Source organism: Thiosulfatihalobacter marinus, assembly GCF_016019955.1.
In the GTDB taxonomy this organism is placed as follows: Bacteria; Pseudomonadota; Alphaproteobacteria; order Rhodobacterales; family Rhodobacteraceae; genus Shimia; species Shimia marinus_A.
The window spans coordinates 36,408-54,451 of sequence record NZ_JAECRZ010000015.1 but is presented as its reverse complement, the minus strand read 5'-3'; the positions used below and the strand labels follow the sequence as shown (position 1 = coordinate 54,451).

Annotated in this window: 18 protein-coding genes and 1 riboswitch; of the genes, 14 read left to right on the top strand and 4 right to left on the bottom strand. The window is 63.8% G+C overall.

From position 1 onward, the window contains the following. The 3 genes from I3253_RS17145 to I3253_RS17135 all read right to left on the bottom strand — a co-directional run bounded on the left by I3253_RS17145 (position 1) and on the right by I3253_RS17135 (position 2,189). Positions 1-345, bottom strand: a complete 345-nt coding sequence (locus I3253_RS17145; protein WP_269649224.1) for a Lin0512 family protein — start codon at positions 343-345, stop codon at positions 1-3. After that, positions 345-953: a cob(I)yrinic acid a,c-diamide adenosyltransferase gene (gene cobO / locus I3253_RS17140; RefSeq protein ID WP_197919042.1), complete on the bottom strand. Its 609-nt coding sequence runs from the start codon at positions 951-953 to the stop codon at positions 345-347. Before cobO ends, I3253_RS17145 begins: the two co-directional genes overlap by 1 nt. 69 nt (positions 954-1,022) lie before the next feature. Next, positions 1,023-2,189: an NnrS family protein gene (locus I3253_RS17135; protein WP_197919041.1), complete on the bottom strand. Its 1,167-nt coding sequence runs from the start codon at positions 2,187-2,189 to the stop codon at positions 1,023-1,025. Positions 2,190-2,224: 35 nt separating this feature from the next. Then, positions 2,225-2,431: riboswitch (cobalamin riboswitch) on the top strand. 79 nt (positions 2,432-2,510) lie between these two features. On the opposite strand from I3253_RS17135, the gene I3253_RS17130 reads away from it, so the two are divergent. The 7 genes from I3253_RS17130 to cobJ are packed head-to-tail and all read left to right on the top strand — an operon-like array spanning position 2,511 to position 10,477. Beyond that, on the top strand, positions 2,511-2,894 hold the full coding sequence (locus tag I3253_RS17130) for a DUF1636 family protein (protein ID WP_197919040.1): 384 nt from the start codon (positions 2,511-2,513) through the stop codon (positions 2,892-2,894). Then, on the top strand, positions 2,891-3,943 hold the full coding sequence (gene cobW / locus I3253_RS17125) for a cobalamin biosynthesis protein CobW (RefSeq protein WP_197919039.1): 1,053 nt from the start codon (positions 2,891-2,893) through the stop codon (positions 3,941-3,943). Before I3253_RS17130 ends, cobW begins: the two co-directional genes overlap by 4 nt. Positions 3,944-3,950: 7 nt before the next feature. Continuing rightward, positions 3,951-7,238, top strand: a complete 3,288-nt coding sequence (cobN, locus tag I3253_RS17120; RefSeq protein WP_197919038.1) for a cobaltochelatase subunit CobN — start codon at positions 3,951-3,953, stop codon at positions 7,236-7,238. After that, positions 7,235-8,368 (top strand): precorrin-3B synthase, encoded by a 1,134-nt coding sequence (cobG, locus tag I3253_RS17115; protein WP_197919037.1) that lies wholly within the window; start codon positions 7,235-7,237, stop codon positions 8,366-8,368. Before cobN ends, cobG begins: the two co-directional genes overlap by 4 nt. Beyond that, positions 8,368-8,997 carry a precorrin-8X methylmutase gene (locus tag I3253_RS17110; RefSeq protein WP_197919036.1) on the top strand — a complete coding sequence of 210 codons (630 nt, stop codon included), beginning with the start codon at positions 8,368-8,370 and terminating at the stop codon, positions 8,995-8,997. The genes cobG and I3253_RS17110 overlap by 1 nt, the downstream gene beginning before the upstream one ends. After that, a complete protein-coding gene (gene cobI / locus I3253_RS17105) occupies positions 8,994-9,725 on the top strand; it encodes a precorrin-2 C(20)-methyltransferase (protein ID WP_197919035.1) in 732 nt (243 codons plus the stop codon). Before I3253_RS17110 ends, cobI begins: the two co-directional genes overlap by 4 nt. Beyond that, positions 9,722-10,477 carry a precorrin-3B C(17)-methyltransferase gene (gene cobJ / locus I3253_RS17100; RefSeq protein WP_197919034.1) on the top strand — a complete coding sequence of 252 codons (756 nt, stop codon included), beginning with the start codon at positions 9,722-9,724 and terminating at the stop codon, positions 10,475-10,477. The genes cobI and cobJ overlap by 4 nt, the downstream gene beginning before the upstream one ends. A 131-nt stretch (positions 10,478-10,608) precedes the next feature. Here the strand turns inward: cobJ and I3253_RS17095 are convergent, their stop codons facing one another. After that, entirely contained in the window at positions 10,609-11,346 is a 738-nt protein-coding gene (locus I3253_RS17095) for a cobalt-precorrin-6A reductase (RefSeq protein ID WP_197919033.1), read from the bottom strand. Here I3253_RS17095 and cbiE point away from each other — a divergent pair. The 7 genes from cbiE to I3253_RS17060 all read left to right on the top strand — a co-directional run bounded on the left by cbiE (position 11,345) and on the right by I3253_RS17060 (position 17,985). Next, the gene (gene cbiE, locus I3253_RS17090; RefSeq protein WP_197919032.1) at positions 11,345-12,544 is read left to right on the top strand and encodes a precorrin-6y C5,15-methyltransferase (decarboxylating) subunit CbiE; all 1,200 of its coding nucleotides are present in this window, start codon (positions 11,345-11,347) and stop codon (positions 12,542-12,544) included. The two genes, I3253_RS17095 and cbiE, sit on opposite strands and share 2 nt — an antisense overlap. After that, positions 12,541-12,906 (top strand): cobalamin biosynthesis protein, encoded by a 366-nt coding sequence (locus I3253_RS17085; RefSeq protein WP_197919031.1) that lies wholly within the window; start codon positions 12,541-12,543, stop codon positions 12,904-12,906. Before cbiE ends, I3253_RS17085 begins: the two co-directional genes overlap by 4 nt. Then, positions 12,903-13,697, top strand: coding sequence for a precorrin-4 C(11)-methyltransferase (gene cobM / locus I3253_RS17080; protein WP_197919030.1), 795 nt, complete (start codon positions 12,903-12,905; stop codon positions 13,695-13,697). The genes I3253_RS17085 and cobM overlap by 4 nt, the downstream gene beginning before the upstream one ends. Before the next feature lie 104 nt (positions 13,698-13,801). Beyond that, positions 13,802-15,112: a cobyrinate a,c-diamide synthase gene (locus I3253_RS17075; protein ID WP_197919029.1), complete on the top strand. Its 1,311-nt coding sequence runs from the start codon at positions 13,802-13,804 to the stop codon at positions 15,110-15,112. Continuing rightward, positions 15,109-15,831, top strand: a complete 723-nt coding sequence (gene cobA, locus I3253_RS17070; protein ID WP_197919028.1) for a uroporphyrinogen-III C-methyltransferase — start codon at positions 15,109-15,111, stop codon at positions 15,829-15,831. Before I3253_RS17075 ends, cobA begins: the two co-directional genes overlap by 4 nt. A 41-nt stretch (positions 15,832-15,872) precedes the next feature. Further along, positions 15,873-16,625 (top strand): precorrin-6A synthase (deacetylating), encoded by a 753-nt coding sequence (cobF, locus tag I3253_RS17065; protein WP_197919027.1) that lies wholly within the window; start codon positions 15,873-15,875, stop codon positions 16,623-16,625. Between the two features lie 289 nt (positions 16,626-16,914). Continuing rightward, positions 16,915-17,985: a response regulator gene (locus I3253_RS17060; RefSeq protein WP_197919026.1), complete on the top strand. Its 1,071-nt coding sequence runs from the start codon at positions 16,915-16,917 to the stop codon at positions 17,983-17,985. Positions 17,986-18,044: the final 59 nt, after the last annotated feature.

Sequence of the window (18,044 nt, the reverse complement as noted above, 5' to 3'; positions counted from 1 at the left end):
CTAGCCTTGTTTCGGAAGAAACGCTTCGACCGCCGCAGGGGCGATCATCTGCATGTTGCCGATGTGCGGCCGGGTCACGTCCAGCCCGCCAAAATCCGCCCTTATCCCGGTCCGGCCATGCGGCAGCATATGTCCCAATGCGGCACGGTTCACCGCGTGCGGCTGTTGCACACCCACCTCACCAGTGACTGGCATATCACTCTTTTTCCTGCATAAAACTTCTTGCTCAGCGATCGGGCCATCCCGCGGCGCGTCGTGACCGGCGTGGCAGGCAGCGCCGGTGTAATCCTGCCGCCGCAACGCCATTCCCGGTCCGAGTTCCGCCGGCAAGCGTTTCACAGCCATCAGAATTCCACCCCGGCCTGCGCCTTGATCCCGTCACGGAACGGATGCTTGACCAGGGTCATCTCCGTCACCAGGTCCGCCGCCTCGATCAGTTCCGGTTTGGCATTGCGCCCGGTCAGCAGAACATGGGTCATCGGTGGCTTTTCATTCAGCAGGAAATCGACCACGGCATCGATATCCAGATAGTCGTTGCGCAGCGCGATATTGATCTCGTCCAACATGACAAACCGGTTTCCGGGGTCGCGGATCAACGCCTTGGCAAGTTCCCAGCCCGCCTCGGCCTTGGCAATGTCACGCGCCCGGTCCTGCGTTTCCCAGGTAAACCCTTCGCCGGACACGTGGAATTTCACCTCATCGGCAAAATGCGTTTCCAGAAAGGCGCGTTCGCCCGTGGCCATGGCCCCCTTGATGAATTGCACCACAGCCACCGGCATCCCATGCGCGATACAGCGCATGATCATGCCGAATCCCGAACTGGACTTGCCCTTGCCGGGCCCCGTATGGACCATGACAAGGCCCTTTTCCTCGGTCTTGGTTGCCATCAGACGATCCCGCGCCGCCTTGATCTTCTTCATCTTTTCGGCATGGCGTGCGTTCTGATCACTCATGTTGGCCTCTCTGACATCAGGGAAAGTCGCGGCACGAAACCACAGCCCCGCTCCAAGCACAAGCACGGCTCAGCGATCCCGCGCGCCGCTGAAGACCGGGCGCGGCACCGGCCCGCCAAGCCGGAACAGCGACATCGCCAGATACAGCACCCATCCCGCGATCCAGACCCCGGCCGCCAGATCCAGCGCTCCGAACAGGCGCAATGGCACCGACAGCGCGATCAGCGCAAAGGCCGGGAGCATCGGACGGCGCGCGCGCAACCTGCCTGACACACGCCGCGCGAAGGCGCGCGAGGAAACGGCCATGACAAGCCCGCCCATGGCCCCCATCATCAACACATGTGACGCAACCGCCAGCGTCACCCACCCGGCCGGAACATGGCCCGCCAGCAGGAAAAGCCCGGCCGGCAGCCAGAGGAACGCCGCGCCAAGCATCGCAAGCAACCCGTCCCGGGCGACAGGCCGCCAGGGCCAGCGCAGGATCTGCGCCACCATCGCCAAGGCAGCCAGCGCGATCAAGGCGGCCGCCATCCCCCGCAATCCAGCGAACAAGGCGAACGCGCCGCCGATCAGAAAACCCGTTGCAACCCCGGTGATCCATACCGGCACGGGAGGGCTGTCCTGCCGGCCGCTTGCGGACGCAGCTGCCAGAAAGGCGGGCACCATGCGGGATCCAATGGCGCTCAGCAAAAGCGCAAACCCGAGCACCGGCCAGATCGAACCCGGCTGCGCCCCCCCGGACAGGGCAATGATCCACAAGGCCGATCCGATCCCCGCAATCCCGCAGAACAGCACAAGGAACGGGCGCACGCCCTTCCCGCCGCGGCGCATCTCATGAACCAGCAGCGCCGCGATTGTCCAAAAGAAAGCCAGCGACGCGATAGCGGCCACCCAATCAGCCATCTCCAGCGGCGTCAGCAAAGCAATCCGAACAACAACCCAAAGCCCGGCCAACCACATCAGCCGCCACCCGCCGACCGGCGCCCGCCCTGTCCAGCTGCTGCACGCGGTCAGCGCATAACCCGCAAGCGCCGCCCCGCCGAACCCAAAGCTCATCTCATGCACATGCCAGCCGACGGTCAGCTCCAGATTCGGCCAAACAAGTCCACCCCATTGCCAAAGACCCACCGCCAACGCGGCCCACAAGGCCGCCAACGGGAACATCACGCGAAAAGATGCAGCCCAAAGGCCGGTTTCAGGCCAAACCCTGTCGCTTGTGGGATCATCGGGCGCCACTGGCCACTCTCCTGCTTGACAAAGCCCCCTGCGCTGCCTCAGTTGGGCGCGCTGGTGCCTGTCTAATAAACAGGTGAATAGGGAATGCGACAGGGGCAAATTGCCCCAAGCGCAGCCGCCCCCGCGACCGTGACCGGAAAGGTCGCCCGAAGCCACTGGGTTAATCCGGGAAGGCTGGGCCACCGCAGGCGACACCGCCGAAATCCGCAAGCCGGGAGACCTGCCAGCCCAAGAGATGACGTAAACCGGACGGGGTGTTTCCGGTGTCGGGCTGATGCAATGCAACCCGTCCCTGCCCCGTCCCAGACAAGGGAAGACATGATGGCCGACGCAAACGCGCCCGTCGAACTGCTGGTGTGTACCACCTGCCGCGCCGGTGCACCGACGGATCAGGAAGGCCCGCGACCGGGCACGCAATTGTTCGAAGCCCTGCAAGCCACCGCCCTGCCCGACCACGTGACACTGCGCGGGGTCGAGTGCTTTTCCAACTGCGATCACGGCTGTTCTGTCACCCTGCGCGGCGGGGCCGGGCGTTGGACCTATGTCTACGGCAACTTCTCCGGCGCCGAAGATTCCGATCTGGTCGCTGATGGGGTGGCCAAATATGCCGCCACACCCGACGGGCTTGTTCCATGGCGCGACCGTTCCGTGCATTTCCGCAAGAATTGCATCGCCCGTATTCCCCCCCTGGAGATCCCCGAATGAGCACCCCGCCAAAGACTTCCCTGGAAAAACTCCCCGTCACCGTGATCACCGGCTTTCTTGGCTCGGGCAAGACCACTCTGATCCGCAACCTGATCCAGAACCCGCAAGGCAAACGCCTTGCCGTGGTGGTCAATGAATTTGGCGACGTGGGCGTGGATGGCGAAATCCTGAAATCCTGCGCCATTCCCGATTGCCCGGCGGAAAACATCATGGAACTGGCCAATGGCTGTATCTGCTGCACCGTGGCCGACGATTTCATCCCCACCATCGAGGCGCTGATGGCGCTCGAACCGCGTCCCGATCATATCCTGATCGAAACGTCCGGCCTTGCCCTGCCCAAACCGCTGCTGAAGGCGTTCGACTGGCCCGATATCCGCTCCAGGATCACGGTGGACGGCGTGATTGCGCTGGCCGATGCCGAGGCCGTGGCCGATGGCCGTTTCGCGCCCAACGTGGCGGCCGTCGATGCCCAGCGCGAAGCGGACGACTCGCTGGATCACGAAACGCCACTCTCCGAGGTATTCGGCGATCAGGTCTCCTGTGCCGACATCGTTCTATTGACCAAGCCCGACCTCGCCGGCCCCGAAGGTGTTGCCAGGGCCAGAAAAATCGTCCTTTCCGAAGCCCCGCGCGCCCTTCCCGTGGTGGAGGTGGCCGAAGGCCTCGTGGATGCGCGTGTGATCCTTGGCCTTGGCGCCGCCGCCGAAGACGACATCGGCAATCGCCCCTCCCATCACGACGGGGCCGACGATCACGAACATGACGATTTCGAAAGCGTGGTGATCGAGATCCCCGAACAATCCGATCCCGCCGCGCTGGCCGCCAGGATCGAAAGGCTCGCCAAGGAGCAGAATATCCTGCGCGTCAAGGGCTATGCCGCTGTTGCGGGCAAACCCATGCGCCTTCTGGTGCAGGCCGTGGGCGCCCGTGTGCGCCACCAGTTCGACCGCCCCTGGCACCCCGGCGAGGCCCGCCAGGGCCGCATGGTGGTGATCGCCGAGCATGATGACATCAACGAGGCCAATATCCGCGCCGCTCTGGTAGACTGACACCGCCATGCACGTCGTCTTTCGCGAAAGCCACGGGTTGGATGAAACCGAAACCCCGATCGACCTGGGCCAGGCCCCGGCCGATCTGGTGGTGCTGTCGTTTTCCGATTCCGACCTTGGTGCGTTCGCGGCGGGCTGGCATCGCGCCAATGGCGATCTGCCGTCCTTGCGGCTTGCCAATCTCGCGGCGCTGAAACATCCGCTATCCGTCGATACCTATATCGAACAAACCCTGCATGGCGCCAAGGCGATCCTGATCCGGCTGATCGGCGGCATCTCTTATTGGCCCTATGGCATCCGGCAGGTACAGGGGCTGGCGCAGGAAAAGGGCATCGCGCTGGCGGTGCTGCCCGCCGATGGCCGCCCCGACGAACGGCTGGACGCGGTCTCTACCCTCCCAGTCAGCACCCTGCATCGCCTGACCCACCTGTGCGATACAGGCGGCGCGATTGCGGCACAGGCGGCGCTGGCGCAACTGGCTCTGGCGGCCGGGCTTTATGCGCGCCCTGTGCCCGGCTCCAAGACTCTCCCGGATTGCGGGGCATGGACGCCCGAAACCGGGCTTTGCAAGGCAGAACACATCCGCGACACGTCCAAACCTCTGATCGCGCTCACCTTTTACCGCGCTTATGTCAGCGCCGCCGACACCGCCCCAATCGAGGCAATGTTTGCCGCGTTCCGCACCCGCGGATTTGACGTGATCGGCCTTTTCGCACCCTCGCTGAAACAACCCGACTCTGCGCGCTGGCTGGCCGGGCAACTGCGCGCACTGGGCCCCGCCGCAATCGTCAACGCCACCGCCTTTTCCGGCAAGGGCGCCGATGGCACCTCCCCGCTCGATGTCACCGACGCCCCCGTGTTTCAGGTCGCGCTCTCGACCTCGCGCCGCAAGGCCTGGGCCGAGGCCGAGCGCGGCCTTTCCCCGGCGGACCTTGCCATGCATGTCGTCCTGCCCGAGGTGGACGGACGGATTTTTGCCGGTGTCGCCTCTTTCAAGGAGCCCGGCAAAAAGGATCCCGAGCTGGAATACTCCCGCTTTGCCCACCGCACCGAGGCCGAACGCATCGACGCGCTGGCCAACAGGGTGCAGGGCTGGGTGTCGCTGGCCCAAAAGCCGAATTCCGGGAAACAACTGGCCATCGTGCTCAGCACCTATCCGGGCAGGGACTGGAACATGGCGCACGCTGTCGGGCTTGACCCGCTGGCCAGCGTCGAGGCGATGCTCGACGATCTGAGAGAAGCGGGCTACGCCATCGAAACCGGCACAGAGGGCCTGACCGCAAGCCTGCAATCGCACATACTTACATGGTCACTCGATGCCTACAAAGCTGCGTTTTCGACGCTTCCCCAACCGTTGCAAGACGCGTTGAGAGACAGTTGGGGAGCACCCGAGGACGACCCGATCACCCGCGACGGCGCCTTTCATTTCACGGCAACTTCGCGCGGTAACGCCTTGATTGCATTGCAACCTGAACGCGGCACCGACACACGACGCGATGATGAATATCATGATCTCACCCGCACCCCGCGCCATTCCTACGTGGCTTTCTATCTGTGGCTGCGGCAAGTTCAGAATATTGACGCGCTGATCCATGTGGGCGCTCATGGCACGCTGGAATGGCTGCCCGGCAAATCGGTCGCCCTGTCCGGCACGTGCTGGCCCGAAGTGCTTGTCGCTGACACGCCCGTGATCTACCCCTTCATCGTCAACGACCCCGGCGAGGCCGCACAAGCCAAGCGACGCATAGGCGCGGTGACGCTGGGCCATGTGCCGCCACCGCTCAGATCCTCTGCCACACCGAAAAAGTTCGCCCGGCTGGAATCGCTGCTGGATGAATTCTCCAATGCCGACGGGCTGGATCCCAAACGCCGCGACCGGCTCCGGAAAAACATCAGCGACGAGGCGCAATCTCTTGGTTTACAAGAAGAACTTGGCCTGAAAGATGCAACCTCCCTGGCCGAGACCATCACCCGGATCGACACTTTCGTGTGCGACATCAAGGAAAGCCAGTTCGGCGACGGTTTGCACATCTTCGGTCGCGCGCCACAAACCCAAGGCACATTCGACGCGGCCCCTTCGGCCGATGCCGAAAAACGGGGTTTGATCCGCGCCCTCAATGGTTTGCGCGTCAACGCGGGCCCCTCGGGGTCGCCCTATCGTGGCCGCCAGGATGTTCTGCCAACCGGGCGCAATCTCTACACCACCGATCCCCGCTCCGTTCCCACCCGTGCGGCCTATGCCCAGGGGGTGAAACTGGCCGAGGAACTGGTGCGAAAGCATCTTCAGGACGAAGGCGATTATCCACGCAACCTGATAGTCGATCTCTGGGGATCGGCCACCATGCGCACGGCGGGCGAAGAGTTTGCCATGGCGTTGCACCTGTTGGGCGCCAAACCTGTGTGGGACGATGGCAGCGAGAGGGTCAGCGGCGTGGAAATTCTGCCTATCGCGATGCTCGAGCGGCCCCGCATTGACGTGACATTGCGCGTGTCGGGGCTTTTCCGCGACGTGTTCCCCACGCTCTCTGCCTTGTTTGGCCAGGCCATCCGCGCGCTAAGTGAACGGGACGAGGCGGCCGACTGGAACCCGTTTGCCGGTCGTGTCACCGCGCCCCGCGTCTACGGCCCGGCGCCGGGCAGCTATGGGCTTGGCATGGGCCACGCCCTCGAAGATTATTCCGACGAAGGACGCCGCGCGGCGGGCGATGCATGGCTCAACGCCTCTGCATGGGCGCTGGACGACGGCACGCAAACCCGCGATCGCGACGGCATCGCCGAACGTGTCGCCAATGCGGACAGCTTCGTGCATCTGCAAGACCTGCCCGAAACCGATCTGCTGCTGGCGTCAGACTATGCCGCGCACGAGGCCGGGTTTGCCGCCGCGCAGAAACTCACCGGCGGCAAGGCGGCGCTGTACCACGTGGACAATACCAACCCCAACGCGCCGCGCGCGCGCGGCCTCACCGAGGAAATCGCCCGCGTCGTCCATGCCCGCGCCGCCAATTCCGACTGGCTTGCCGGCATGATGCGCCACGGCTTTCGGGGCGGGGCCGAAATGGCCGCCACGCTGGATCACATGGCGGCCTTTGCCCATCTTGCCGGCGCCGTGCCGCCGCAACTCTTTGACGCCTATCACGACGCCACGCTTGGAAATGAAGACGTTGTCGCCTTTCTCGAACGGGAAAATCCACAGGCGCTTGCCGCCATGCGGGACCGCTTTGCCTCGCTTCACGAGGCCGGTCTCTGGACGACGCGGCGCAACTCGATCCTGGCTGATCTGGAGCGCCTGACATGAGCCGACCCGACGCAAAGGGATGGTGCCCCGGCGCCTTTCGCCCGATGATGTCGGGCGACGGACTGGTGGTGCGCGTGCGCCCCGTTCTTGCCCGCCTGAGCCGCGATCAGGTGCTGGGCCTGTGCGATGCGGCACAACGCTTCGGCTCTGGCCTGATCGATCTGACCAGCCGCGCAAACCTGCAAATTCGCGGTGTTGCCGAGACCGATCACATGGACTTGCTGGATCAGCTTCATGCCCTTGGCCTTCTGCCCGACGATCCCGCGCTCGAAAGCCGCCGCAATGTCCTTGTGGCGCCGTTCTGGCGCGAGGGCGGCGAAACCCAAAGGCTCGCCACGGAACTCACCGCACGACTGGGGGAGCTTCCAGATCTTCCCGCCAAGATCGGCTATGCGATCGACACCGGAAAGGCACCGGTGTTCACCCGGAACTCCGCTGATTTTCGATTGGAACGCACCTCAAATGGCGAATTGATGCTTCGCGCGGATGGCATGTCCCGAGGACGCACCGTAAGGGCGGACGAGGCGATCGATGCCCTGATCGAGATGGCGCATTGGTTTGTGAACACCGAAGGCCCGGCGCATCGGCGCATGGCCAACCACACCGCCCTTGTCCCGCCCCCCGCCGACTGGCAAGCGGTGTTGCCGGCGGCTCCGGCCCGGGGTGTCACCGCCGGTCAAACCGTCAATGGTACGCTCTTTGGCGCGGTGTTCGGCCAACTCGACGCCACCGGCCTGCGCACCCTGATCACATCAACCGATGCACAGGCGATGCGTGTCACGCCCTGGCGGCTTTTCCTGCTTGAAGGCGCCGAACCGGTTGCCACATCCGATTTCATCACACGCCCCGATGATCCGCTCTTGCACGTGGATGCCTGCCCCGGCGCGCCGCTCTGCAACGCGGCCAGCGTCGAAACACGCACCTTGGCGCGCCAGCTTGCGGCACAGATCCGCGGGCCCCTGCACATCAGCGGCTGCGCAAAGGGCTGCGCCCGGCCGCGTGCCTGCGCCACAACCCTTGTTGGCGTCGATGGCGCTTTCAACCTTGTCCGCAATGGCCACCCGTGGGATGAGCCGTCCCTGACCGGCCTTGCGCCCGAAACCCTTGCCCGGCGCATCGGAGAGCTTTGATGCCATACGAATACGAAAAGAACGGCCAGGCCATCTATGACGAGAGCTTTGCCACTATCCGCCGCGAGGCCGATCTGGCCGCGTTTGATGTTGACGAAGAACAAGTGGTCGTGCGCATGATCCACGCCGCCGGCATGATCGGCCTTGAAAAACACGTGCGTTTCACTCCCGGCATGGTGGCCGCCGCGCGCATGGCGATGGAAGGCGGCGCGCCGATCTTCTGCGATGCGCGCATGGTCTCCGAGGGTGTCACCCGCCCGCGCCTGCCCGCGGACAACCAGGTGATCTGCACCTTGCACGCCCCGGGCATTCACGACCTGGCCGCAAGGATCGGCAACACCCGCTCTGCCGCGGCGTTGGAACACTGGCGCGATCGTCTGGGCGGCGCCATCGTCGCCATCGGCAACGCACCCACCGCGCTGTTTCATCTGCTCAACATGCTGGAAGACCCGGCCTGCCCCCGCCCGGCGGCCATCATCGGCTGTCCGGTGGGATTTGTCGGCGCGCGCGAAAGCAAGGACGCGCTTTGGGCAGACCGGCCCGTGCCCTGCATGATTGTCGAAGGGCGCCTTGGCGGCTCTGCCATGACCGTCGCCGCCATCAACGCCATCGCAAGCCGCAAGGAATGACCATGGGCACTATCTATGGGCTTGGGCTTGGGCCCGGCGATCCCGATCTGATGAGCGTGCGGTCGCATCGCTTGCTGACCAATGCCAGACATGTGGCGTTCTTCCGCAAAAAGGGGCGAAAGGGCCAGGCGCGCCAGATCGTCGAAGGCTTGCTGCCATCCGGCGCGCGGGAAATTCCGATGGAATACCCTGTCACCACAGAGATCCCGGTGCATGATCCGCGCTACAACGAATTGCTGTCAGCCTTTTACGCCGAGGTGACGCAGCACCTGACCGCGCTGGCCACCGCCGGCGAAGACGTTGTGGTTCTGTGCGAAGGCGATCCGTTCTTTTATGGCTCCTTCATGCATCTCTATGCCCGGCTGCGCGACGTTGTGCCTGTCGAGGTCATCCCGGCGATCACCGGCATGTCCGGTGCATGGACCGCAACCGAAACCCCGATCACCTGGGGTGACGATGTGCTGACCGTGTTGATGGGCACGCTGCCGCAGGACAAGCTGACAACGCATATCCGCCAGACCGACGCGCTGGTGGTCATGAAGATCGGCAGCAATTACGACAAGGTTGTCGCCGCGTTGAAAGACGGCGGCAAATACGACGATGCCTGGCTGGTGCAATTTGCCACAATGGGCGAAAAACAAACCGTCACCAAACTGTCTGACATGACGGATACCGGCACACCCTATTTCTCGATCATAATCGTGCACGGCCAGGGGCGCCGCCCATGACCGGCTCTTTGGTTATCGCCGGTCTGGGGCCGGGAAACGACGCCATGATCACCCCCCAGGTGCAGCACGCCCTCGGCCACGCCACCGATATCGTGGGCTATATCCCCTATGTCGAACGCATCTCCGCCCGTCCGGGCCTGACGCTGCATCCTTCCGACAACCGGGTCGAGATCGACCGCTCCCGCCATGCGCTGGAAATGGCTGCCCAGGGCAAACATGTCGTGGTGGTGTCTTCGGGCGATCCGGGCATGTTTGCCATGGCCGCCGCCGTGTTCGAAGCCGTGGAGCAGGGCGCGCCGCATTGGCGCGATCTCGACATTCAGGTCTTGCCCGGCATAACCGCGATGCTCGCCGCCTCTGCGGCCTGCGGCGCGCCGCTGGGGCATGATTTCTGCGCGATCAACCTGAGCGACAACCTCAAACCCTGGGCCCTGATCGACAAACGCCTGCGTCTTGCGGCAGAGGCCGATTTTGCCATGGCCTTTTACAATCCGCGCTCAAAGTCACGGCCAGAAGGCTTTGAAAAAGCCCTGAAAACACTTCAGGATACCTGTGCCGACTCCCGCCCGATCATCTTTGCCCGCAACGTGTCGCGCCCCGACCAAACGATCAATATCGTCCCGCTCCCCAAGGCAACGCCCGACATGGCCGACATGCGCACAATCGTCCTGCTTGGGTCTTCGCGCACCCGGATCATCGAACGCGCCGGCGCGCCATTCGTCTACACCCCGCGCTCGGTCGAGGACGAATGAGACCGGATCGCCTGCGCTCCGGGTCGACGCCGAGCCCGCCCCACATACCAGGCGCGACACGGGCGCAATGCCACCACTTTCCAGCACCGCGGTTTCAGATGTCCACCCGGCAGGACGTGCGCGAAGCAGCCTCAATCGGCGACCACCCACGCCAATACTTCGGCAACCGTTGCCACCTCAACGCGCGGCGGCAAGTCCGGCCTGTCGATCATGATCACCGGCAGCCCCAGTATTCGCGCCGCGTGCAACTTGGCCTCGGCACCCGCGCCCCCGGCATTCTTGCACACCACCACCTCGACCCCGTGTTCGCGGAACAAGGCCATGTCGCCCGCCGCGTCAAAAGGCCCCCGCGCCACCACCACCGTATGATGCGGCAACGTGATCGGCCTGTCCGGTTCATCAACCAGACGCAGGATATAGTGGTGCTGGGGCTGCGCCGCAAAAGCCGGCAAATTCAGCTTGCCAAGCGCAAGCATCACTCTGCGGGCAGGCCCGTTCAGCGCCGCCACGGTCTCCTCCACATCCGCCACGCGGGTCCACGCATCGCCCATTTGCGCCTGCCATTCCGGCCGCGTCAACGCCACCAGCCGCACCCCGGCGGCACCGCAGGCATGATAGGCATTCCAGCTCATCCGCGCGGCAAAAGGGTGTGTGGCGTCAATGACATGGGTGATGCTATGCTCGTGCAAATAGCGGGTCAGACCGTCCACGCCACCAAATCCGCCCACCCGCGTCGGAATCGGCTGATCGCTGGGGCTGGCCACACGGCCCGCATAAGAGAATACCGCGCGCAATCCACGCTCGGCCACGGCCTGGGCCAGGGCGCTCGCCTCGGTCGTGCCGCCCAGAACAAGGAGATTGGGAACCATGTCTGACACTCCCTGGCTGACGATCATGGGCTTGGGCGAAGATGGACCGGATGGCCTCCCCCCCGCAAGCCGCAAAGCGCTGGATCAGGCACATATCGTCATGGGCGCCGCCCGCCACCTGTCCCTGTTGCCGGACATGACGGCCCAAATCATCCAATGGCCTGTCCCTTTTGCCGATGGCATCCCGCTGCTGTTGGCCCATCGTGGCACGCCCACGGTTGTCCTCGCTTCGGGAGATCCGTTCTGGCACGGCGCGGGCGCCACACTGGCGCAGCATTTGGGCACATCGGAATACCGCACCCTGCCCGCTCCTTCGGCCATGTCCCATGCCGCCGCCGCCCTTGGCTGGCCGCTGGATCAAACCCTCACCATGGGCCTGCACGCCGCGCCCCTTGCCCGGCTGCGCCCCCATCTGCACAACGCCCAGCGCGCCCTCGTCACCCTGCGCGACGGCGCGGCGGCCATCAGCCTTGCCCAATGGCTGACGGAAATTGGTTTCGGCGCCAGCACCCTGCATGTCATGGAGGCCCTCGGTGGTCCGCGCCAGCGTATCCGGGCCACGACCGCCCGGGATTTTGCCTTTGGCGATATCCGGCACCCGGTCTGCCTAGGGCTTGACATCCGGGGCGATGGCCCGCCGATCCCCCTTGCCTCCGGTCGCCCGGATGACCTTTTTGACCATGACGGGCAGATCACCAAACGCCCGGTGCGCGCGCTGACCCTGTCGGCCCTGGCACCGAAACCCGGCGAACATCTCTGGGATATCGGTGGTGGCTCCGGCTCGATCTCCATCGAATGGCTCTGGGCGCATCCCACCACCCGCGCCAGTGCCATCGAAACCAGCCCCACCCGCGCAGACCGCATTCGCTCAAATGCCGCCGCGCTTGGCGCGGACCGGCTGACCGTGATCACCGGAACCGCCCCCGACGCTCTGAATAACCTGCCCCCGCCGGATGCGGTTTTCATCGGCGGCGGGCTTGATACCGACCTGTTGGCACACGTATGGGCTGCCTTGCCACATGGCGCGCGCCTGGTCGCCAACGCCGTCACGCTGGAGGCCGAGTCCCTGCTTGCCACGTGGCACGCCGAAAAGGGCGGCGACATGCTGCGGATAGAACTGGCCCGATCCCACCCCCTGGGGCGCAAACGCGGCTGGAAATCCGCCTATCCGATCGTTCAGTGGAGCACCGTCAAATGATCGTCGCCGGGTTCGGATATCGCGCGATCGCGACCACGGACAGCCTGCGTGACGCGCTGAAGGCAACTGGCCACGAACACCCCGCCCTGCTTGCGGCCCCGGCGGACAAGGCGTATGCCGCCTGCATCCAACAGCTTGCCCAGGAGCTTGGCCTGTCCGTGTTTCCCGTCGCCGAAACCCTGCTGCGCGCCATGCAGACCCCGACGCAATCAGCCATGGCGCTGGAGCATCGCGCAACCGGCAGCGTCGCCGAGGCCTGTGCGCTGGCCGCCGCCGGCGACACCCCCGTTCTGCTTTGCGATCGCGTCATTTCCCACGACCATCGCGCAACATGCGCCATCGCCCGGAGTTCTCTCGCATGACCGTGCATTTCATCGGCGCCGGACCGGGCGCGGCAGACCTCATAACGCTTCGCGGCCGTGATCTGATCGCCGCCTGCCCCGTCTGTCTTTACGCCGGGTCTCTGGTGCCCGACAGCATCCTCGCCCACTGCCCCGAGGGGGCAGAGATCATCAACACCGCCTCTCTGGACCTTGACGCGATCATAGCCCATTGCAAAACCGCGCAGCAAAACGGCAAGGACGTTGCCCGCCTGCATTCCGGCGATCTCTCGGTCTGGTCCGCCATGGGCGAACAAATCCGCCGCCTGCGCGCCGAAGGCATCGCAGTGACCGTCACGCCCGGCGTGCCCAGCTTCGCCGCCGCCGCCGCCGCCCTGCAAACCGAACTGACCTTGCCAGGGCTGGCCCAGTCAGTCGTGCTCACCCGAACACCCGGTCGCGCCACGTCAATGCCCGACGGCGAATCCCTGACCAATTTTGCCGCCACAGGCGCAACACTGGCCATCCACCTGTCCATTGGCAATCTCGATCGGGTCATCACCGACCTGACCCCGGCCTATGGCCCGAACTGCCCCGTCGCCGTGGTCTACCGCGCCAGCTGGCCCGACCAGCAAGTGATCCGCACCACGCTGGCCAGACTGAAATCGGACATCTGCGAAAACATCACCCGCACGGCCCTGATCCTCGTCGGTCCGGCCCTCGCGGGCGAAGGCTTTGAAAACTCCCGCCTCTACGCCACCGAATATGATCGCCGCTATCGTCCGCAAAGCGCCGACAGCCCATGGTCCGGTTGGCAACATGGCGACGATTGACTAAGACACGGCCCAATCCTTCTTTTGGCCTCAAATATCCCGGGGGTCCGGGGGCTGGCCCCCGGCCCTGCCCTCACCGCCCCTAACCTGATCGGACCCACTTCATGGCAACAGCTCCCGGCCTCCTGATCTCCGCACCCTCTTCGGGAACCGGCAAGACCACCGTCATGCTCGGCCTGCTGCGCGCTCTGGCCGAAGACGGGCTCACCGTGCAACCCTTCAAATCCGGCCCCGACTACATCGATCCGGCCTTCCACCGCGCCGCCGCCCGACGCCCGGCCTTCAATATCGACACATGGGCAATGCCCAAATCTCTGATCGGTGGGATATCCGAGCAATCCCAGGGGGCCGATATCATCGTGGCCGAAGGCTCGATGGGCCTGTATGACGGTGTCGCAACGCGTGGCGAAACAGGCTTTGGCTCCTCGGCGGAAACCGCGCTGAAAATGGGCTGGCCGGTGGTGCTGGTGATCGATGTCGGTGGTCAGGCCCAATCCGCCGCCGCCACGGCACTTGGCTTCAAAGCCTATAACCCGAACCTGCCCTTCGCTGGTGTGATCCTCAATCGCTGCGCCTCCGCACGTCACGAACGCCTGGCGCGTCTTGGCATGGATCAGGCCGGAATTTCCGTGCTCGGTGTTCTGCCCCGACGCGGAGACCTCACCCTGCCCGAGCGCCATCTTGGCCTAATCCAGGCGGTCGAACACCCCGATCTCGAACAAGCCATCCAAGGATATGCGGCATTCCTACGCGCGCATGTCGATCTCAACGCCATCAAGGCCGCCGCCAGGGCCGGACCAACAACCACCGGCGCGCTGCCGAAACCACCCGCACAACGGATCGCGCTGGCGCAGGACGCCGCCTTTTCCTTTACCTACCCGCATATCCTGACCGGCTGGCGCAACGCGGGCGCCGAAATCCTGCCCTTCTCGCCGCTGGCCGACACGCCCCCGGCGACTGACGCCGATCTCGTCTGGCTCCCCGGAGGCTATCCCGAACTGCACGCCGGCAGACTTGCGGCCAATACCGCCTACCTGAACGGCCTGCGCCGGCACGCGCGCTCCAAACCGGTACATGGCGAATGCGGTGGATACATGGCGCTTGGCGAAGCCCTGATCGACAAGGAGGGCACACGCCACCAAATGGCCGGCCTGCTTGGCCTTGTGACCTCCTACGAAAAACGAAAATTTCACCTTGGCTACAGGCAGGCGACATTGCAGGCCCCGATGCCCGGCTTCGGACAAGGCGCCCGCCTGCGCGGCCATGAATTTCACTATTCCACCATCCTGGAAGAACCCGATGCCCCCCTTGCACTGGTCGGCGACGCTGACGGCAACCCGGTCCCCGAAACCGGCTCGATCCGGGGCCACACCACCGGCACGTTCTTCCACCTGATTGCGGAGGCAAGCGCATGAGCGGATTTGTCAGCTTCGTAGGCTCCGGCCCCGGCGACCCCGAACTCCTGACTCTCAAAGCCGTCGATCGCCTGAAAGCGGCCGATGCCATCCTGTTTGATGATCTTTCCTCCGGCCCGATCCTGGAACACGCCTCTGCCAAGGCCGATCTGGTCGGTGTCGGCAAACGCGCCGGCCGCCCGTCGCCCAAACAGCACCATGTCAGCCAATTGCTTGTCGACTATGCCAAGGCCGGCGGGCACGTGGTCCGGCTGAAATCCGGCGACAGCGGCATTTTCGGACGCCTGGAAGAAGAGATCGACGCCCTGCGGGCCGCCGGGATCGAATTCGAGATCATCCCCGGTGTCACCTCGGCCTGCGCCGCCGCAGCCGCCGCGCAAATTCCGCTGACCCGCCGTCTGCTGGCACGGCGCGTGCAATTCGTAACCGGCCATGATGTTGCCGGCGCATTGCCGGGCGACCTGCACCTGCAATCCCTGGCCGATCCCGGCGCCACCACTGTATTGTTCATGCCCAAGCGCACATTTCCCGCCCTTGCCGAGAAACTGTTTGCCACGGGGCTGCGCCCGGACTGCCCTGCGCTGCTGGCGGAAAATGTCAGCCATCCGGATCAAACGCTTCAACGCACGACCATGGCGGCGCTGGCGGACCAGCTGAGTAACGAAATCTCAAGCGCACCCGGCCTGATCCTTTTCGGCGAACTGGCAGAGACCCCCTGACCAGGAAATCCAATCAGACACCCCCCCGCAGAGGCCCGAAAATGCGTACGCTCTCTCTTGTCGGAATCGGATCAGGCAATCCTGATCACCTGACTCTTCAAGCCATCCGCACCCTGGAAAGCGCCGACGTGATCCTGCTTCCGCGCAAGGGGGCCGAAAAATCGGAGTTGGCCGATCTGCGCCGCCTGATCACCCGCGACATTCTGAAAACTTCTCCCAAAGTGGTTGAGTTCGACTATCCGGTCCGCGATGCCGGAACCCCGAAATACCTTGACGGCGTCAATACCTGGCATGACGCGCTGGCAGGCATATGGACCGATCTGATCACCACCCACGCCCCGCAAGGCGCGCATGTTGCGTTGATGGTGTGGGGGGATCCCTCTCTTTATGACAGCACATTGCGCATTGCAGACAGGCTTGCCACACGCGGGCTGGCCATGGATGTACGGGTCATCCCCGGCATCACCTCGCTCCAGATGCTCACCGCCGCACATGCCATTCCGCTCAACACGCTGGCCGGCGTGGTTCAGATCACCACCGGGCGCAACCTGCGCGATCAAGGCTGGCCCCAGGGTGCTGAAACCGTGGCCGTGATGCTGGATGGCGCCTGCGCCTTCCGGCACCTGGCCCGAACCGATCTGCATATCTGGTGGGGGGCTTATCTTGGAATGCCGCAGCAAATCCTGCTGTCCGGGACGCTGGCCGACATGACACCAAAAATCCTGACCGCACGCGCCGCGGCGCGGGACAGAAACGGCTGGATCATGGATATCTATCTGATGCGACGCACCTGACGGGGTGTCCTGGTGATGATTCGCAGAAGACTCCAAGGGCAATTGCGCCTTCTACCCTGTTGAAACTTGGCATTTGCCTCCGTTTTTGATGCCAAGTGGCGTCACCTTGTGGAGAATCTCGGGCAATTTCGTGTCAATTGCCCTTCACCAACATTTCGCCCATTTCTCGACGCAATCGTTAAGCAGTTTTTACTTTGCCCGGCCCAGAGTCCCATTTGTGCCAGGTGTGTACATGTACGGTTTCAATGCTGGTTTCCGGAGTGAACAGCCAACAGAAAGGGCTGAGACAATGAAGATACTGGCCGTCGACGACGACGAAAGCATCCGCGACCTGCTGACCGAGGCAGTGGCCGCCAAGACGTCGCATACGCTTGTGACCGCTCCTTCGGGGCCCGAAGCGATCCGCGTCATCGCCCGCGAAACCGACCCGTTCGATTGCTTCCTTCTGGATATCCAGATGCCGGTGATGGATGGAATCGCTCTGTGCACCAAGATACGCAAGACCAAGGGATACGGACGCAAGCCGATCCTGATGCTGACGGCAATGTCGCAAAAGAAATACATCGACGCCGCCTTTGCCGCCGGCGCAACCGACTACGTGACCAAGCCTTTCGACTTTCTTGAATTGTTCAGCCGCATCAGCGTGGCCGACAAACTGGCCAGCGAACAAGCCCGCGTCACCGAAGGTGTGTCCGAGATGTCGGCCCTGAAAAAGGAACTGTTGGTCAATACCGCACACAGCCTGAACGAACCGGTTGAAATCGTCGGCGTCACGCAAATGGTCGGGTATGTCGCCTTTGAAAACTACATCATGCAGTTGTCGCGGGCTTCGCTGTTGCGGGCCTCGGTGTTTGCAATCAAGATCTCCGGTGTCGAACGCCTGTTCGAATCTGTCAGCCATATTTCATTCCGTCAGATACTGACCGATATCGGAAGCGAAGCGGTTTCGGTCCTGGCAGATAACGGCGCCATGGCAACCTATCGCGGCAATGGCGTCTTCCTGTGCATCGTCCCGCGCCTGAACGGGTTTTCACACCCCAAGTTCGAAGTCGATCTGAACAGCCGCCTGGAATTCGCCCCGTCGCTGCATGTGGACGGCCAGCATGTCAAGGTTTGCGTGGGAGAGCCGGTCTCGATGCGCTCGCTGACGCGGGCCGGAGCATTATTCTCCCTGCAAAAGGCATCCGCAAATGCCGAACAGCGCGTCAAGAACCAGCGCGAAGTGCTTGCCATGTTGCGCAAATCCATGCGTGTGCATCGCCGGTCCGGATTTCAGAACGAAATGGAACGCCGCGCCTACGAAGTTCTGCTGCAAGACGCCCTGCGCGATGACGATTCCGGCGCCAAGGCCTATGGCTAAGCCGATACCGAACTGAACAACTTGCCTGTGGCGGCGCTTCCGGGCGCCGCTCGGCATGT

Excerpts from the sequence above, each read along its gene's own strand:
- cobJ (WP_197919034.1), top strand. The coding sequence starts at position 9,722 with ATGACCGGCTCTTTGGTTATCGCCGGTCTGGGGCCGGGAAACGACGCC.
- cbiE (WP_197919032.1), top strand. The coding sequence starts at position 11,345 with ATGTCTGACACTCCCTGGCTGACGATCATGGGCTTGGGCGAAGATGGA.
- cobG (WP_197919037.1), top strand. The coding sequence starts at position 7,235 with ATGAGCCGACCCGACGCAAAGGGATGGTGCCCCGGCGCCTTTCGCCCG.
- cobM (WP_197919030.1), top strand. The coding sequence starts at position 12,903 with ATGACCGTGCATTTCATCGGCGCCGGACCGGGCGCGGCAGACCTCATA.
- cobO (WP_197919042.1), bottom strand. The coding sequence starts at position 953 with ATGAGTGATCAGAACGCACGCCATGCCGAAAAGATGAAGAAGATCAAG.
- I3253_RS17145 (WP_269649224.1), bottom strand. The coding sequence starts at position 345 with ATGGCTGTGAAACGCTTGCCGGCGGAACTCGGACCGGGAATGGCGTTG.
- I3253_RS17060 (WP_197919026.1), top strand. The coding sequence starts at position 16,915 with ATGAAGATACTGGCCGTCGACGACGACGAAAGCATCCGCGACCTGCTG.
- I3253_RS17130 (WP_197919040.1), top strand. The coding sequence starts at position 2,511 with ATGGCCGACGCAAACGCGCCCGTCGAACTGCTGGTGTGTACCACCTGC.
- I3253_RS17085 (WP_197919031.1), top strand. The coding sequence starts at position 12,541 with ATGATCGTCGCCGGGTTCGGATATCGCGCGATCGCGACCACGGACAGC.
- cobF (WP_197919027.1), top strand. The coding sequence starts at position 15,873 with ATGCGTACGCTCTCTCTTGTCGGAATCGGATCAGGCAATCCTGATCAC.
- I3253_RS17095 (WP_197919033.1), bottom strand. The coding sequence starts at position 11,346 with ATGGTTCCCAATCTCCTTGTTCTGGGCGGCACGACCGAGGCGAGCGCC.
- cobA (WP_197919028.1), top strand. The coding sequence starts at position 15,109 with ATGAGCGGATTTGTCAGCTTCGTAGGCTCCGGCCCCGGCGACCCCGAA.
- cobW (WP_197919039.1), top strand. The coding sequence starts at position 2,891 with ATGAGCACCCCGCCAAAGACTTCCCTGGAAAAACTCCCCGTCACCGTG.
- I3253_RS17075 (WP_197919029.1), top strand. The coding sequence starts at position 13,802 with ATGGCAACAGCTCCCGGCCTCCTGATCTCCGCACCCTCTTCGGGAACC.
- cobN (WP_197919038.1), top strand. The coding sequence starts at position 3,951 with ATGCACGTCGTCTTTCGCGAAAGCCACGGGTTGGATGAAACCGAAACC.
- I3253_RS17110 (WP_197919036.1), top strand. The coding sequence starts at position 8,368 with ATGCCATACGAATACGAAAAGAACGGCCAGGCCATCTATGACGAGAGC.
- cobI (WP_197919035.1), top strand. The coding sequence starts at position 8,994 with ATGACCATGGGCACTATCTATGGGCTTGGGCTTGGGCCCGGCGATCCC.